Raw genomic sequence first — 17,269 nt, 5'->3', positions numbered from 1 at the left:
TATCAGCTATTCAGATAATTTTACAGTCCTTTATGAAGGAAAATTCTAAATTATTAATAATTCGTTATACCTATGATACATTATTTGGATAAAATAAAAAAGGTAACTAAAGTTACCTTTTTTCACTACATGTTCATTTTTTCATTCTAAAGCACTTTTTGAAGAAAATCTTTGGCACGCTGGCTTTTAGGGTTGGAAAAGAACTCTTCCGGAGCACTTTCCTCAACAAGCAAGCCGCCATCCAAGAATAGAACCCGATCGGCCACTTCTTTAGCAAATCCCATTTCATGCGTAACAATTAACATTGTCATCCCGGTATGGGCCAGTGACTTCATAACGTCCAATACTTCTTTTACCATTTCCGGGTCTAATGCGGAAGTCGGCTCGTCAAACAGCATGACTTCTGGATTCATGGCCAATGCACGTGCTATGGCAACCCTTTGTTTTTGCCCGCCGGAAAGACGATTTGGATACGTTGTTTCCTTATCAGCCAATCCGACTTTATTCAAAAGCTCTCTTGCCTGTTTCACAGCGTCTGCTTTCGATAACTTTTTCACCTTCATAGGTGCATATGTCAGGTTCTCAAGCACTGTCTTGTGTGGGAATAAATGAAAATGTTGAAATACCATCCCGACATTCTCCCGGACTTTCATAATATTAGTCTTTTTATCCGTAATATTTTGATCTTTGAACCAGATCTGACCATCAGTAGGTGTTTCAAGCATATTGATACACCGGAGGAAAGTCGACTTTCCTGATCCGGAGGGACCGATTATCGCTAGGACTTCACCCTGTCCAATTTCAGTACTGATTCCTTTTAGAACGCTAAGTTTGCCATAACTCTTTTGAAGCTGATCTATTTTAATCACTGCGTCTCATTCTCCTTTCAATTACTTTACCTAAGATAGTGAGAATCATGACCATCACATAATAAATGAGACCGGCAAATAATATCGGCTCGAAGAATTTATAGGTCTCACCACCGACAATATAAGAACGGCGCATAATATCGCCTAAACCGATGATGGTTACCACGGCGGATTCCTTCGTTAAGGAAATGATTTCATTCACTAAAGAAGGGAGAATGTTCTTGATGGCCTGTGGCAAGATGATATTCAACATCATACTTGAATAAGGAACCCCAAGGGCAAGCGCGGCTTCCCGTTGCCCTTTATCGACCGCTAATATACCACCCCTGATGATTTCCGAGATATACGCGGCAGAGTTTAAGCCGAAAGCCAAGAAAGCAGCCTGAAACGCTTCGATTTGAATCCCTAAAATTTGTGGGGAACCAAAATAAATAAGCATTAATTGTAAAACTAATGGTGTACCGCGGAAAATCGATGTATAAAAGTCAGCAATCCAATTTAACGGCTTAATTCTGCTGATTTTCAGTATGGATAAGATGATCCCCAAAACAAAACCGATTACAGCCGCAACCGCCACAACTTTTAGTGTAGTCGGTATTCCCTCCATGATATATGGAAGGGAAGGCATAATCCTTTCAAAATCCAGATTCACTCCATTCATCCTCTCTTATAAAGACCTATAAAGGCCTTCCTTATTCACTTTATACTCAATAAAGCGTGGAAAAACGCTCAGAAGGCGTATTTTATCACTTCTGAACGTTTTCCCTTTTCTCTGTATTATTTAGTTTCACTGCCACCGAACCATTTTAGAATTAATTTTTCCATTTCACCATTTTCCAACATTTCGTTCAGTTCAGCATTGAAATCTTCCGTTAAATCACTGCCCTTTTGGAATGCAATAGCGGAACCAGCGTCTTCTTCCCCAGTTTCCATCTCATATCCTACTAAATCCGGATTGTCTTTCAAATATCCTTTAGCAACTGTATCTTCAATAATCACGGCATCAAAACGTTTCGCAACCATTTCCTGGATGATTTCAGGAATACGATTCCGTTTTTCAATCTTCATCCCGATATTTTCATTTTTATTCAAGTCATTTGCCAATGTCTCTTGAATGGAAGCAAGCTGTACGCCTACCGTTTTCCCTTTTAAATCATCTACCGTTTTTATCTTGCTGCCATCTGTCGTAATGATCATGTTTTTCGCTGTATAATAAATATCACTAAAATCAACGGATTTCTCACGTTTCGGTGTTGGAGTCATTCCAGAGATAACAAAATCTACCGATTTATTTTCAAGTGATGGAACAAGACTGTTAAAATCAATATCCTTCACCTGGATTTCATATCCTAATTTCTTACCGATCGCTTTAGCGATATCTACGTCAAATCCTTTGATTTCATCGCTTTTGGATGTTTCAACATATTCAAACGGTGGATAATCCGCAGATGTTCCCATTACTAGTACTTTTTTATCTTTATTACCTGATGTATTCTCTTCTTTTTTCTCTGAGGTTCCACATGCTGCTAAAATACCTACTAATAAAACAGAAGTAAGCAACAATGCTACCCGCTTTTTCAATTTCATCATTATTCCTCCAAGTAGTTTTTGATTCTTGTATGAGCCAATGGCCAAATTACGATAAACTTAAACTCGTATGCGAACTAATATTCATGCACTCTTGTGTATTTTAACACATTCTTATAATTATTCAATAAGCTTAATGAAAAATTTATTTTTTAGAATATTATTTTAACCAAATTCTAATATAATACTCTACCTACTATAAAATACACCTGATTTACTACCCAATTTCTTCCGCACCCAAGCGATTCCAAGCAAATTCACCAATAAAAAAACCGCCAAACTCGGCGGTTTTCTTAAAAGATACTAGTAAGCTTAATGCATAAGCAAAGTCTTACACTTCTTCACAATATTCATCGAAGTAAGCTTGCAATTTTTCCACTACAGACATTGGATGATGACCCTCGATTTCATGACGCTCAATCATCGTGATGATTTTTCCATCTTTCAGAAGAGCGAATGATGGTGATGATGGTGGATATCCTTCGAAATAATCACGGGCCTTCTCAGTCGCTTCCTTATCTTGACCTGCAAAAACAGTTACAAGCTGATTAGGACGTTTATCGTTATGAATCGCATGGGCTGCAGCTGGTCTAGCAATTCCCCCAGCACAACCACAAACGGAATTGACCATAACTAGCGTCGTACCCTTTTGGGCCAATACATCTTCTACTTCCTCAGCAGTCGTCAGTTCTGTATATCCAGCAGTCTTAATCTCATCGCGAGCTTGTTTGACCACGTCATTCATTAAAAAATTGAAATCCATATTCATAGTATAGTGCTCCTTCCAGCTTTTTCTCTTCACCACTATCATAACAATTGACGAAGCCGGATTCAATCAATTTAACTGGCCATGATTAAAAACATCAAGATTCCAATTGGTGATAAGAAAAGGAGAGCTATATCCGTTCGTTATCTGTGGGACCGCACTCATTCGAACTTAAGGATTCAGAGAACGATTGAAATGCTTGTTGTACGGCTTTAGTGACTGTTTTATTACCGGACATCACTTCATTTTCAAGCTTGGGCAGTAAGCCTTTGACAGTATCATTTTTATAGAACATGGTTTTAAGCTGATGGTCTATTAATGAATACAACCACTCTTTGGATTGCATTCTTCTCCGTTCCTGAAAAACACCCGATAACTTTGTTGTCTGCGAAAAGTCCTGTAATACGTCCCAAATTTCAGGAATCCCTTTTCCTGTAACAGAAGAACATGTATACGCTTTTCCAGCCCACCCCTTAGTGGCAGGCTGAAGGAAATGGAGAATACGACTGTATTCCGACCTTGTCCTGTTCGCAAGCGGAATGTTTTCACCGTCTGCTTTATTGACCACTATACCATCAACAAGTTCCATGATTCCTTTTTTCATGCCCTGCAATTCATCTCCGGCTCCTGTTAGGACAAGCAACATGAAAAAGTCGACCATACTTCGGACAATCGCTTCACTCTGCCCTACACCCACCGTTTCAATCAAAATCACATCAAAACCGGCCGCCTCACAAAGTAACATCGTTTCCCTCGTTTTCCTATGCACCCCACCCAAAGTTCCTTCTGATGGGGAAGGTCGGATAAAAGCTTGAGGATTCCGTGCCAGTTCCTCCATCCTCGTCTTATCCCCAAGGATGCTCCCTCCATTAATCGAGGAACTTGGATCGACAGCGAGTACCGCAACCTTATATCCTTTATTACATAAAAACGTTCCAAAGGTTTCGATGAATGTACTTTTACCAGCCCCAGGGACACCTGAAATGCCGATGCGGAGCGAAGCACCTGTGTGTGGGAGAATTGAGTGCAAAAGTTCTTGTGCCAACTCGAAATGATGTTCGGCATTGCTTTCCACTAATGTGATCCCTTTAGCAAGCTTTGCTCTCTCCCCTGTCAAGATTCCATCTTTCAATTGCGGTATCGAGATTCTCTCATTTTTCTTTTTGATAAATCTACTTTTTGATGCTTTATTATGACCAGCATCCAATTCCACACCAGGCTTTAACGAAGAAGCAAAACCATCCTGATTGTTAGGATCGACCCATTCCGGCTTCTTATCTTCACTCATTACTGTGCCACTTCCTCATATCCTAGGCGATGGTATATTTCTTGTAGCACTTTTTTAGCTGCCTGCGGGATAACCGTGCCAGGTCCAAAAATCGCTGATGCGCCGTTTTGCATTAAATAATCATAATCTTGTGCTGGGATGACTCCACCGACAATGACGATAATGTCTTCCCGGCCCAATTTTTTCAACTCGGCCATCAATTGCGGCAATAGTGTTTTGTGGCCGGCAGCGAGCGAGCTCATCCCAACAACATGCACATCATTTTCCACAGCCTGAAGAGCGGTTTCCTCCGGTGTTTGGAATAGTGGTCCGATGTCAACATCATAGCCTAAATCAGCAAACCCCGTACCAACCACTTTCGATCCCCGATCATGGCCGTCCTGCCCCATCTTAGCCATCAATAAACGAGGGCGTCTGCCTTCATTTTCAAGAAATTCGTCAGTCATGGCAATTACTTCTTCAATTTCCGCTTCTTTCGAATAAGCTGAGCTATAAACACCACTAATAGAACGGATGGTGGCCTTATGACGACCAGCCACTTCTTCAATTGCATCGGAAATTTCCCCAAGTGAAGCGCGGACTCGAGTTGCCTGTACTGCCAATTCAAGCAAGTTACCTTCACCAGTTCGTGCCGCTTGCGTCAATGCCTGAAGAGCTTCATCGACTTTCGACTGATCTCTTTTTTCTTTAAGGATGCTTAAACGCTTAAGTTGACTTTCGCGGACGGCGGTATTATCTATCTCCAAGATTTCAATCGCATCTTCTTTTTTCAGGCGATATTTGTTGACACCCACGATTGTTTCATCTTGAGAATCGATTTTAGCTTGACGTTTTGCTGCCGCTTCTTCAATCCTCATTTTCGGAAGACCGGTTTCAATCGCCTTTGCCATGCCCCCAAGACCTTCAATTTCTTCGATATGAGCCCAAGCCCTTTCAATCAGTTCATTTGTTAGCGATTCGACATAATAAGAACCTGCCCATGGATCGATGACCTTTGTAATGCCAGTCTCCTCTTGAAGATAAAGCTGTGTATTCCGGGCAATACGTGCTGAGAAATCGGTTGGAAGGGCAATGGCCTCATCCAATGCGTTCGTATGCAAAGATTGGGTATGGCCCAAGGCAGCTGCATGCGCCTCGATCAGTGTTCGTGCTACATTATTGAAAGGATCTTGCTCTGAAAGGCTCCACCCCGATGTTTGGGAGTGTGTTCGTAAAGCCATCGCTTTCTTATTCTTCGGTTCAAACTGTTTCATTAGTTTTGACCATATGAACCGTCCCGCTCTCATTTTTGCCACTTCCATGAAATAGTTCATTCCAACAGCCCAGAAGAACGACAAACGAGGGGCAAATTTATCAATATCGATACCGGCTTTCATTCCTGTCCTTGCATATTCCAGGCCATCCGCCAACGTATAAGCAAGCTCGATATCCGCAGGTGCTCCAGCTTCTTGTAGGTGATAACCGGAAATGGATATAGAATTGAACTTTGGCATATATTTTGAAGTATATTCAAATATATCAGCAATGATTTTCATCGACATCTCGGGTGGATAGATATACGTATTCCTAACCATGTATTCCTTTAAGATATCATTTTGAATGGTACCAGAAAGCTTATCCTGGGTGACTCCCTGCTCCTCGGCTGTAACGATATAAAAAGCAAGAATAGGTAAAACCGCTCCATTCATTGTCATGGATACCGACATTTGATCGAGTGGTATTCCATCAAATAGGATCTTCATATCCAAAATCGAGTCTATCGCCACACCCGCTTTTCCTACATCCCCAACAACACGAGGATGATCCGAATCATAGCCGCGATGTGTTGCCAAATCGAAGGCCACCGAGAGACCCTTTTGACCCATCGCTAAATTCCTGCGGTAAAATGCGTTGGATTCCTCTGCAGTTGAGAACCCTGCATATTGTCGTACTGTCCATGGCCGGTTCACATACATGGATGGATAGGGTCCCCTTGTATATGGAGCAATTCCCGGTACACTTTCCATGTGCTCCAAATTCTGACTATCTTCTTTCATATATAATGGTTTAACCTTGATTTGTTCATTCGTTTCGAATAAAAGTTCCTCGATGTTTTGTCCAACTGCTGCTTCTGCCTCTTGTTTCCATAATTCAACTGTTCCTTTACGCTCAGACTTAGCAGGATTTATGGTAGAGAAATTTGGTTTTTTCATTGTTCATTCACCCCTAGCTCTTGTAGTAGTTCTGTCAAGACCGCCACAACATTCGTTTTAACATGGATAAAGTCGTCCGCTCCAGACTCCAATAAAACAGTCTCCAATTCTGCCGATTGCTTTCCAGCGACATATAGCTTGATGTGTGGGTATTGCTGTTTAATCTCTTTTATGATGGATTCCGCCTTATCCGAGTAATCAAGATCACTTCCACATACACAGTATATGGAAAGCTTAGTTTCAGCTATATAATCCACCGCTTCCTTACTATCATGGCATCCTTCACTTTCCATCGTTTCAATTCCACCGGCTGCAACAAAGCCTTTTATAAAATCAGCACGAGGCTTATAAGATTTAAGTTCATTCAAGTTAATAAGGCCGATTGTCGGTGCTTTCCCGCCATTTTGTTTACACTCTTCACTTCGTAATCTTAACTGTTCAAATTGGGATGATATACGATCTAACTTGATTGGTGTAATATCTACTGGCCCCTGAACCACCATATATGATCTCTGTGTTTCAGTTGTAGGAACTTTGATTTTATCGGTAGGGTTCGGATAAACGTTGGTACCAATAATACTTTCTTTCCGTAGTGCCGCATTCTGGACCCTTTCCTCGTAGACTTTTGCTATGTCTGCTTGTAAAGCCCCTTGCATAATGGCATCAAGTACCCCGCCTGCCTCGTCAATCTCAAGGAACTTCACCCATGCTTTATCAGCCAATTCATCCGTCAATTGCTCGACATACCAAGATCCGCCGGCAGGATCGACCACCGTTGTGATATTCGTTTCCTCTTTAAGGATTAAATGCGTGTTGCGTGCTATTCTTTCCGAAAATTCATTACACTCACCTGAAGCATGATTAAATGGATGGATCTGCAAGTACTGAATCCCTCCAATTGCTGCAGCAAATGCTTGATTCGTGGTCCGCAGAATATTCACGTGTTGATCATAGAGCGTTTCTGTCAACTCGGATGTAACTGCATGTATAACCATTTTAAAATACTCGGCATCCTCTTCAAAAGCTTCCGCTAGACCAGCCCAAAGTCTTCTAGCCGCCCGTATCTTCGCAATCGACATAAAGTAATTGGAATCCACTGCAAAGGAAAACACGATCTTTCCGATAATATCCCGTACGGAAATCCCTTGTTTTTGCCCTTCCCATATATATTGGACAGCAACTGCCAATCCATAGGCAAGCTCTTGAATTGCATTGGCTCCTCCATTATGAAAACTAGCCGTGTTAACAAGAATTGACTTTAAGTCCGGACCAATCTGTTGATAATCTTGGATTGTTTTTGCCCATTCTGCAAAATATGTTTCTGTATCTTCAGGAACTTGACCACCGACTAACCATTCTGCAATCGGATCTTCTGCAAGCACACCCTTAATTTGCGCATTTTGTTGATTTGCAACAGCTTTGAATTGAGGGAATAGTTCCTTTTGCTTTCCCTTCAGGTCAATGAAAACGGGAAGTTCATTTAATGATAGGCCATTAAAAAGTTTTGAAACCCTCGCACCCTCCGCAAGAAGATGAGCTGGATAGACGATAATATTCTGACCGCGCTCTAGTGCGGCGTGCATCTTTTCATTTGCCTCGTCAGCCGTGATACCGCTTACAGGCTGTACGACAAACCATGGCTGCTCGTAATAACCGGTCGGAGCAATTCCACGTGTAAAGGGAGCAAATCCGGGAAGCTCTGTTTGTTCTCCATCTGAAACAGATTCCTCTGTATAGAGGGGATTTAAAGTAATGCCTTCATATGTATTCGTTTTTAATTTTTCGACACTTCTGCCTTTTAAACTAGTTTCTGCCGCTTCCTTCCACTCTTCTAATGAAGGTTTTGGAAAGGATATGTTTTTTACATCTTTCAATTCCATTTTAATCGCTCCCTTATATTTTGCTTTCCTACTGGTTCAATCGTCAATACGTAGACCGAACGCTCAGTCAATTACATAAGAAAAACACTCTCCCATCAATTTATATATATTCTATCATAATATTCTTATAATTTTAGCTATTATCAAAACCTGTTAAAAAAACCATATGATAGAAGATGGAGAATAATTATGAGAAGAGCCTCTATAAAATAATAGCAAAAATAAAAATATTGTCGACTATTTTCTAAATACTCTTATATTTCTATTCATAAACAGTTACAGAGGCACAGAGAAAAGGAAGCACCTTTATGGTTACCTCCTTCTTTTTCCCTATTAATAAACAGATGTATTATCCGAGGTTATTTTTTCAATGATTTCTTTTACTCGGGCTAAGAATCTGCCGCATACAAGACCGTCCAATACCCGATGATCTAGTGATAAACATAGATTGACCATATCACGGACTGCTATCATGTCATGGATGACGACAGATCTTTTTACAATGGTCTCCACTTGTAGAATCGCTGCCTGGGGATGATTTATAATTCCCATGGACTGGACCGAACCAAATGAACCAGTATTATTGACAGTGAAGGTACCGCCTTGCATATCCTCGACTCTTAACTTTCCTGCTTTCACCTTTGATGCCAGGTCATTGATTTCCCTAGCAATCCCTTTGATCGACTTTTCATCTGCATTTTTTATGACCGGAACAAATAAAGCATCCTCCGTTGCAACCGCGATTGAAATATTAATTTCTTTTCTTTGAATAATTTTATCGCCTGCCCACATTGAATTGATTTGAGGAAATTCGGTAAGAGCCTGCGCAATCGCTTTAACAAAGAATGCAAAGTAGGTTAGATTGTACCCTTCTTTTTGTTTGAAATCCGATTTAAGTGAATCCCTAAGTTTAACCATATTCGTCGCATCAACTTCAACCATTGTCCATCCATGTGGAATCTCATGCTTACTTTTCGACATATTCGAAGCAATCGCTTTCCTTACCCCAGTTACGGGTATTTCTCTATCTCCAGTCATGCTAGGAACGACGGTTTCTTTCTCATTTGATGGCAATGATTGGGGCAGAAGTTCTTTTGGCTCGGAAGCAGTTCTTACATCAGCTGCCGGTTTAGGCAGATTTCCGGACTCAATGAGTTTCAATAAGTCTTTACGCGTTATCCTTCCTTCATTCCCCGTCCCATTCACTTGAGAGAGATCGATATCATGTTCCTGGGAGAGCTTTAGTACAGCGGGGGAAAACCGGACTTTATTCGGAGTCGGAGTTTCCATGTTAGGCTTCGTGCTATGAACTGCATCATCATTTTTCTCTGCTGGGTCTTCTTTTTCCTCTTCCTTGGGCTTGGTTGATTCGACCTCAATGGAACATATAACTTCCCCCACAGCCAGCGTTTGATTCTCATCCGCCTTTAACTCCTTAACAATCCCCGTAAAAGAAGAAGGAACTTCAGCGTTTACTTTATCTGTCATCACTTCAGCCAGTGGATCATACTTCGTCACGTGATCTCCTGGCTGAACAAGCCATTTACTTATGGTCCCTTCTGTCACGCTTTCACCAAGCTGGGGCATTTTCATTTGTTCTATCGCCATCATTTAATCCTCCTTCTTTTCTATTAAAATTCAGCCAGTTCTCTCATCGTCTTCTCCACTTTATCAGGGGTCACCATAAAATATTTTTCCATTGTAGGTGCATAAGGCATTGCGGGGGTGTCCGGACCAGCCAGTCGCTTGATTGGGGCATCCAAATCGAATAGGCAATGCTCGGCAATGATGGCTGCAACCTCACTCATGATGCTACCTTCTTTATTGTCTTCTGTAACCAATAAGACCTTACCCGTTTTGGAAGCCGCTTCTATGATGGCTTCCTTATCCAACGGATATACGGTGCGCAAATCTAAAATATGCGCTGAAATACCATCCATGGCTAGTTTTTCTGCCGCTTGGAGAGCAAAGTGAACACAAAGGCCATAGGTTATGACCGTAATGTCCTCTCCCTCTCTTTTCACATCAGCTTTACCGATTGGCAGTACATAATCATCATTTGGAACTTCACCTTTAATCAAACGGTACGCACGCTTATGTTCAAAGAAAAGTACCGGATCCTCGTCGCGAATGGCAGCTTTAAGCAAGCCTTTTACATCATATGGGGTGGAAGGCATCACAATTTTCAATCCTGGTTGGTTCGCAAACATAGCTTCCACAGATTGGGAGTGATATAACGCTCCGTGAACTCCGCCACCATACGGAGCACGAATGACCATTGGGCAGTTCCAATCATTATTGGACCGATAACGGATCTTTGCCGCTTCGGAAACAATTTGATTTACAGCGGGCATGATAAAATCCGCAAATTGAATTTCGGCAATAGGTCGTAATCCATACATGGCGGCCCCAATTCCTACACCAGCAATCGCTGACTCTGCAAGGGGCGTATCAATGACCCTTGATTCACCGAACTGCTCGTATAGACCATTTGTCGCCTTAAAGACTCCGCCCTTTTTCCCGACATCCTCCCCCAAAACGAATACTCGCGAATCTCTTTCCATCTCTTCGCGCATTGCCATTGTCACCGCATCTATATAAGAAATTACCGACATCCTTTTCCCCCCTTACTTTTGTTCGTAAACATGATCCATAGCGCTTTCAGCTTTTGGATATGGAGCATGTTCGGCGTAATCTGTAGCTTCGTTCACTATTTTCATCACTTCATCATTAAGTTGTTTTTCAAGGGTTTCATCCATGATACCCGCTTCCTTTAAATACGCTCCAAAAGTCATGATGGAATCTTTCGTTTTCGCTTCAGCCACTTCTTCAGCTTCACGATAACTGCGGTCATCATCATCACTTGAATGGGGAGTCAGCCTATATGAAACGGTTTCGACTAAAGTGGGGCCTTCTCCTCTACGAGCGCGATCAGCCGCTTCTTTAACCGCTTTATATACCTCCAACGGATCATTGCCATCCACCGTGATTCCAGGCATGCCGTACCCAATGGCCCGGTCCGATACCTTTTCACAGGAAAGCTGTTTGGATATAGGAACGGATATGGCGTATTGGTTGTTTTCACACATGAAGATGACTGGAAGCTTATGGACACCGGCAAAATTGGCCCCTTCATGAAAATCACCTTGATTGGATGAACCTTCCCCAAATGTGACGAATGTCACCAAGTCCTTTCCTTCCATTTTCCCTGCGAGGGCGATTCCCACTGCATGTGGTACCTGTGTAGTTACTGGAGAAGAACCCGTCACGATCCGATTTTTCTTTTGTCCAAAGTGACCTGGCATTTGCCTCCCCCCGGAATTGGGGTCCTCGGCTTTGGCAAATCCTGATAGCATCAATTCTTTCGCCGTCATTCCAAATGACAAAACGACACCGACGTCCCGATAATAAGGCAATACGTAATCCTTTTGACGATCCAAGGCAAATGCCGCTCCAACCTGTGCAGCTTCTTGCCCTTGACAGGAAATCACAAAAGGAATTTTCCCTGAACGGTTCAACAGCCACATTCGCTCATCCATCCTACGTGACAGCAGCATGGTCCGATAAATATCTAATACGGTTTCATCATTCAAACCCAATTGTTCATGACGTGTTTCCACCATTATCAAAAAACCTCCTCCTTTTTTATGAGTGAATGGCAAGGCCATCCACTGCGAGAGCTGCCTCTCCGATTGCTTCCGAAAGACTTGGATGGGGATGAATCGTCTTTGCCACTTCCCAAGGGGTGGCGTCCAGTACCTTTGCCAGGCCAGCTTCGGAAATCATATCCGTAACATGCGGTCCAATCATGTGGACACCCAGAATATCATTCGTTCTTTTATCCGAAATGATTTTGACAAATCCATCCGATTCACCATAAACAAGGGCTTTACCGACAGCCCGGAATGGAAACTTTCCAATTTTCAATTCATATCCATCTTTTTTGGCCTGTTCCTCTGTCATGCCGACGCTTGCCGCTTCTGGACTGGAGTAGATGCATTTCGATATAAGCGAATAGTCGATCTTTTCCGGTTTTTTTCCTGCCATGTGTTCAACTGCCGTCAATCCCTCATGTGAAGCAACATGGGCCAACTGCAAGCCGCCGATACAATCTCCAATCGCGTACATATGTGTTTCTTTCGTTTGGAAAAATTCATTGGTGACAATATATCCATTTTCAATGACGATATCCGTATTATCCAAACCAATCGATTCAAGATTAGCCATTCTTCCAACGGAAACCAATAGTTTATCTGCCTCGAACTCCTCGAGTTTTCCGTTGATTTCTGCAGTGATGGACACTGATTTATCTTTTTTCAGCGTCTCTGGCAACACCTTAGCGCCTGTATGAAAAGTAATGCCTTTTTTCTTCAATAGGCGAAGCATTTCTTCCGAAATTTCATGATCTTCTGTGGGAATGATTTTATCTGCATATTCTAGTACCGTTACTTCCACGCCAAAGTCATTTAACATCGAGGCCCACTCAATACCTATCACGCCTCCACCAACTATAATGATTGATTTTGGCAAGCTGTCTAGCTGAAGTGCTTCATCAGAAGAAAGGACAAAATCCCCATCGATTGATAAACCTGGTAATGATTTTGGGCGTGAACCGGTAGCAATGATGATATTTTGTGGAATCAGCATTTCATTTTCACTACCATTATTCATTTCCACGGAAATTGTTCCTGGCATTGGTGAAAAGATGGAAGGTCCAAGTATTCGGCCTATTCCTTCGTAAACGTGGATCTTCCCTTGCTTCATCAAGTGCTGGACCCCTCTATAAAGCTGGTCGACCACCTTGTTTTTCCGTTCCTGGACTTTGCTGAAATCCACATTCACGTTTTCTGTGAAAATACCGAATTCCTCACTTTTGATAGCCGTTTGGTAAACCTCTGCACTTCTTAACAAAGCTTTGGAAGGAATACAGCCTTTATGTAAACATGTCCCGCCTACCTTTTCTTTTTCAACGACTGCCGTTTTTAAACCAAGCTGTGCCGCCCTGATTGCTGCAACATACCCTCCGGTTCCTCCGCCAAGAATGACAAGATCATATTCTTCAGCCATGTTCATCCCTCCTTGTTGGAAATTCCTATGTCAATCCTGATAACACAGGAATCCAAGTTGTTTTTTAACTCATCTACGTCGGTTCAAGATATGTTTCTCGTCTCGTAAAAATTGACTTCTGGAATTTCTCATTCTTTCAATCCGCTCTTCTGCCATTCTATCAGCTGCTTTATAGGTCGGGATTTTATCCCGTTTTGCTATTTCAATGACTCGTTCAATGCTATCATAAACACCTTCAACTTTTTTCAAGGCTCTTTCCCGATTGTACCCTTTCAGTTCATCCGCAACATTTATGACACCGCCCGCATTAATGACATAATCAGGTGCATAAATGATTCCTTTTTCATGTATTTGGTCCCCATGAATCGGTTCCTTCAATTGGTTATTGGCCGCACCTGCAATCACCTTTGCCTTGATTTTACCAATCGTTCCATCATTTATGACAGCGCCCAATGCACAAGGTGCATAAATATCACAGTCCACTCCATAAATCTCATCGGGGTTTACAGCTTTGGCACCAAATGTCTCAACAGCACGATTTACACTCTCTTTATTAATATCAGTGACAATCAGTCTCGCTCCTTCTTCATTCAGGTGACGGCATAGATTATAAGCTACATTCCCTACCCCCTGAACGGCAATCACCTTTCCTTCCAAAGAATCACTTCCGAATGCTTCCTTTGCCGCTGCTTTCATGCCCCGGTACACACCATAAGCGGTGACCGGCGAAGGGTTCCCCGATGAACCGAACTCAGGTGAAATGCCTGTGACATAATCTGTTTCTTCATGGATAAGGTCCATATCTTCCACTGTGGTTCCGACATCTTCGGCAGTAATATAGCGGCCATTCAATCCCTGGATATACCTACCGAATGCCCTAAACATTTCTTCATTTTTGTCTTTACGTGGATCTCCGATAATCACGGTTTTTCCACCACCTAGATTCAAGCCTGCTGCCGCGTTTTTATAAGTCATTCCTTTTGAAAGTCTTAGCGCATCTTCTATGGCTTCTTCTTCTGAAGCATATGTCCACATGCGAGTACCACCAAGGGCTGGGCCAAGTGTCGTATCATGTATCGCGATGATCGCTTTTAAACCTGATTGTTTATCTTGACAAAATAATAGCTGCTCATAGTCATATCGTTCTAAATAGTTGAAAATTTCCATAATGGAATCCCCCTCAGATGTTTTCAAAGTTGCCAAAAAAGAGAGGCTCATCCTGTATCCTCATTCTTTTCTGACATATAAAGGTTAAATTCATATTGTTAATTAGTGTTCTCTTGCCTATATGATAGTGCGCATTTCGCGATTTGTTACCCAAAAAATCCATATTCCATTCAATAACATGCAAATTACATGCCAACAAAATAAATATGGTGGATATATTCCTGTGAAAAGGGAGTGGGGATTGATGTAAAACGTGGAAGCAGAAGAGAAATCCAATCCTATAAGTTTTTTAATTTAATACATTCCATCTGCTTATCGAAGAATAATAAACGCCAAGAACGTGCATTTTTTTGCACACTGTGCAATTATTTGCATGCATTTTTTTTCACACTCCCATTTTCTCCATTTTGTAATATAAACTTCTGACTGAAATGCCAAGCGCCTTTGCTGTAAGGGTTTTGTTCCCCTTATACGTATATATCGCCTCTTGAATAACCTTCGCTTCATACCTGTCCATTATTTCCATGAGCGTTTCTCCCGATACGTACGCTTCATTTCTTAATGATTTCTCTTGTATTAAAGGAATGTTATCTTCAATAAAGTCCGGAATGTGTTGGACATCCATGATGGTCTCGGTTAACTTCATGAAGATAATTGCTCTACCCAGGATATTTTCCAGTTCCCGAACATTACCTGGCCAATTATACATTTGCATTTTATGAATTGCTTCATCTGTAATTCCTTCGATGCTTCGCCCGTATTCCTGGTTGATCTTGTGAATCAAATGTTCTGCCAGTTCTTTTATATCTCCCTTTCGCTTCCGCAATGGGGCAATGAAAATGGGCATCCGGTTCAAACGGAAATAAAGATCTTCACGGAATGTCCCTTTTACTATGGCTTGTTCAAGGTTAATGTTGGTTGCAGCGATCACCCTGACATTAATAGATATGGGATTGGTACCACCCACCCTTATCAGTTCTTGTTCCTGGAGAACCCGAAGTAATTTAGCCTGGATACTCGCCGGCAACTCACCGATTTCATCCAAAAATATACTTCCATGGTTGGCCTCCTCAAACAGTCCAGTTTTTCCGCCTCTTCTTGCTCCCGTAAAAGCACCCTCTTCATACCCGAATAGCTCACTTTCCAACAAAGATTCCGAAATTGCTGCGCAATTAACACGGACGAATTTATTGAACTTTCGATCACTTTCATTATGGATAGCATGGGCAAACAGTTCCTTGCCTGTTCCTGATTCACCTCTTAATAGAACGGTAGCAGGGGTTCTCGCAGACAATTTAGCCTGATCGATAGGTAACTTCATCTCTTCCGAAGTGCCAATGATATCATCAAAAGAATATTTTGCCTGAAGAGTACGGATGATTTGCCTTGCACGGTTCAATTCATGAGTTAACGATTGAATTTCAGAAACGTCATGAATGACTCCAACGCTTCCTTTCAATACTCCTTCAACAATGATTGGTGCAACATTCACAATTACTTCCTTATGTTTAGGACCAACACGCATGTTAACTCCGCGAACAGGCTTTCTAGTCTTAAGGACCTTCATATGCATGCTTTCCCCTTCATAAATATCAATGGCAGCCGGTTTGCCAATTACTTGATTTTTCGTCAATCCTGTTATCCTAGAGTAGGCTGGATTGATCAATAAACCATATCCCCGTTCGTCCACCACCGATATTGCTTCATCACTAGACTGAATGATGGCCTCAAGCATGGTCTGAATCTCTTTTAAATCCGTTATTTGTTCAGCTAATTTTACCGCTTCCGCTTCCGTTCTTTTCTTAAACAGCGAGAATGCGCCTATCATTTCATTTTCGTGACTTACCAAGGGAATCCTGGACGTAATGAAATCCATACCCGATTTACTGATGGAAATATGTTGGTTTTCTTCTCGTTCCCTCGTCTCCATCACCCTTAATAACCCACTGGAAGGAACAAGATCGAGGATATGTCGGCCAATTACCGTTTCCCGTTTTGTATTGGTTATTCGTTCAGCATTATGATTGAATAAGGTGACATAGCCGTCCTTATTGATCACTAACATGCCCTCACTCGCTGCATTCAATATCAAGTCCATTATGGAGGATGAATTTTCCAACTTATTAATCAGATGATTCTTCTCTTCGATGAGATTAACAAGAATATGGGCTACACTACCAGGAACCAGGATTGTTTGCTGTCCTGTCTTCTTTTTTATCTCCTTAAAAACAGCAGGGTCACCAGTTGTATCAATAATGATATCCAATTCCCTATCCATCGCACTTTCCCAATTTGATACTGTACAAATTTTTCGTGCCTTTGCAGCCAGGATCCCTTCGGCAGCCTCATTCGTATCAGCCATACAATCAATGAAAAGGGTTTTGCTTTCCAGTAGGAGCTCCAATACAGCACTGCCCCCTTTTCCTCCACCAACGATCATCACCTTTTGCATG

At 41.9% G+C, this 17,269-nt stretch carries 13 protein-coding genes; all 13 read right to left on the bottom strand.

What is annotated here, in order from left to right; all coding sequences use genetic code 11:
• Positions 1-146 precede the first annotated feature (146 nt).
• Positions 147-869 carry an amino acid ABC transporter ATP-binding protein gene (locus tag ACQKL0_RS07505; protein ID WP_427686851.1) on the bottom strand — a complete coding sequence of 241 codons (723 nt, stop codon included), beginning with the start codon at positions 867-869 and terminating at the stop codon, positions 147-149.
• Complete coding sequence (locus ACQKL0_RS07500) at positions 862-1,521, bottom strand: amino acid ABC transporter permease (RefSeq protein ID WP_402869370.1); 660 nt, start codon at positions 1,519-1,521, stop codon at positions 862-864. The genes ACQKL0_RS07505 and ACQKL0_RS07500 overlap by 8 nt, the downstream gene beginning before the upstream one ends.
• Positions 1,522-1,646: 125 nt before the next feature.
• The gene (locus ACQKL0_RS07495) at positions 1,647-2,450 is read right to left on the bottom strand and encodes a transporter substrate-binding domain-containing protein (RefSeq protein WP_402956967.1); all 804 of its coding nucleotides are present in this window, start codon (positions 2,448-2,450) and stop codon (positions 1,647-1,649) included.
• A gap of 337 nt (positions 2,451-2,787) precedes the next feature.
• Positions 2,788-3,225 (bottom strand): BrxA/BrxB family bacilliredoxin, encoded by a 438-nt coding sequence (locus tag ACQKL0_RS07490; RefSeq protein WP_402869372.1) that lies wholly within the window; start codon positions 3,223-3,225, stop codon positions 2,788-2,790.
• Between the two features lie 127 nt (positions 3,226-3,352).
• Positions 3,353-4,510 (bottom strand): methylmalonyl Co-A mutase-associated GTPase MeaB, encoded by a 1,158-nt coding sequence (gene meaB / locus ACQKL0_RS07485; RefSeq protein WP_402956589.1) that lies wholly within the window; start codon positions 4,508-4,510, stop codon positions 3,353-3,355.
• Positions 4,510-6,702, bottom strand: coding sequence for a methylmalonyl-CoA mutase (gene scpA, locus ACQKL0_RS07480; protein WP_403121888.1), 2,193 nt, complete (start codon positions 6,700-6,702; stop codon positions 4,510-4,512). The genes meaB and scpA overlap by 1 nt, the downstream gene beginning before the upstream one ends.
• Positions 6,699-8,582, bottom strand: coding sequence for a methylmalonyl-CoA mutase family protein (locus ACQKL0_RS07475; protein ID WP_427686848.1), 1,884 nt, complete (start codon positions 8,580-8,582; stop codon positions 6,699-6,701). The genes scpA and ACQKL0_RS07475 overlap by 4 nt, the downstream gene beginning before the upstream one ends.
• Before the next feature lie 333 nt (positions 8,583-8,915).
• Positions 8,916-10,190 (bottom strand): dihydrolipoamide acetyltransferase family protein, encoded by a 1,275-nt coding sequence (locus ACQKL0_RS07470; RefSeq protein WP_427686846.1) that lies wholly within the window; start codon positions 10,188-10,190, stop codon positions 8,916-8,918.
• Positions 10,191-10,213: 23 nt separating this feature from the next.
• The gene (locus tag ACQKL0_RS07465; RefSeq protein WP_427686844.1) at positions 10,214-11,197 is read right to left on the bottom strand and encodes an alpha-ketoacid dehydrogenase subunit beta; all 984 of its coding nucleotides are present in this window, start codon (positions 11,195-11,197) and stop codon (positions 10,214-10,216) included.
• A 12-nt stretch (positions 11,198-11,209) separates the two neighbouring features.
• Complete coding sequence (locus ACQKL0_RS07460) at positions 11,210-12,205, bottom strand: thiamine pyrophosphate-dependent dehydrogenase E1 component subunit alpha (RefSeq protein WP_427687028.1); 996 nt, start codon at positions 12,203-12,205, stop codon at positions 11,210-11,212.
• Positions 12,206-12,227: 22 nt separating this feature from the next.
• On the bottom strand, positions 12,228-13,649 hold the full coding sequence (gene lpdA, locus ACQKL0_RS07455; RefSeq protein ID WP_427686842.1) for a dihydrolipoyl dehydrogenase: 1,422 nt from the start codon (positions 13,647-13,649) through the stop codon (positions 12,228-12,230).
• Positions 13,650-13,718: 69 nt separating this feature from the next.
• Entirely contained in the window at positions 13,719-14,816 is a 1,098-nt protein-coding gene (gene bcd, locus ACQKL0_RS07450; protein WP_402869385.1) for a branched-chain amino acid dehydrogenase, read from the bottom strand.
• A 385-nt stretch (positions 14,817-15,201) separates the two neighbouring features.
• Positions 15,202-17,268, bottom strand: coding sequence for a sigma 54-interacting transcriptional regulator (locus ACQKL0_RS07445; protein WP_407408377.1), 2,067 nt, complete (start codon positions 17,266-17,268; stop codon positions 15,202-15,204).
• Position 17,269: the final 1 nt, after the last annotated feature.

This window comes from Peribacillus sp. NPDC097264 (assembly GCF_050277925.1).
Lineage (GTDB): Bacteria > Bacillota > Bacilli > Bacillales > DSM-1321 > Peribacillus.
Note: the sequence above shows the minus strand (reverse complement) of the source record. Positions and strands in the feature narration are given on the sequence as shown.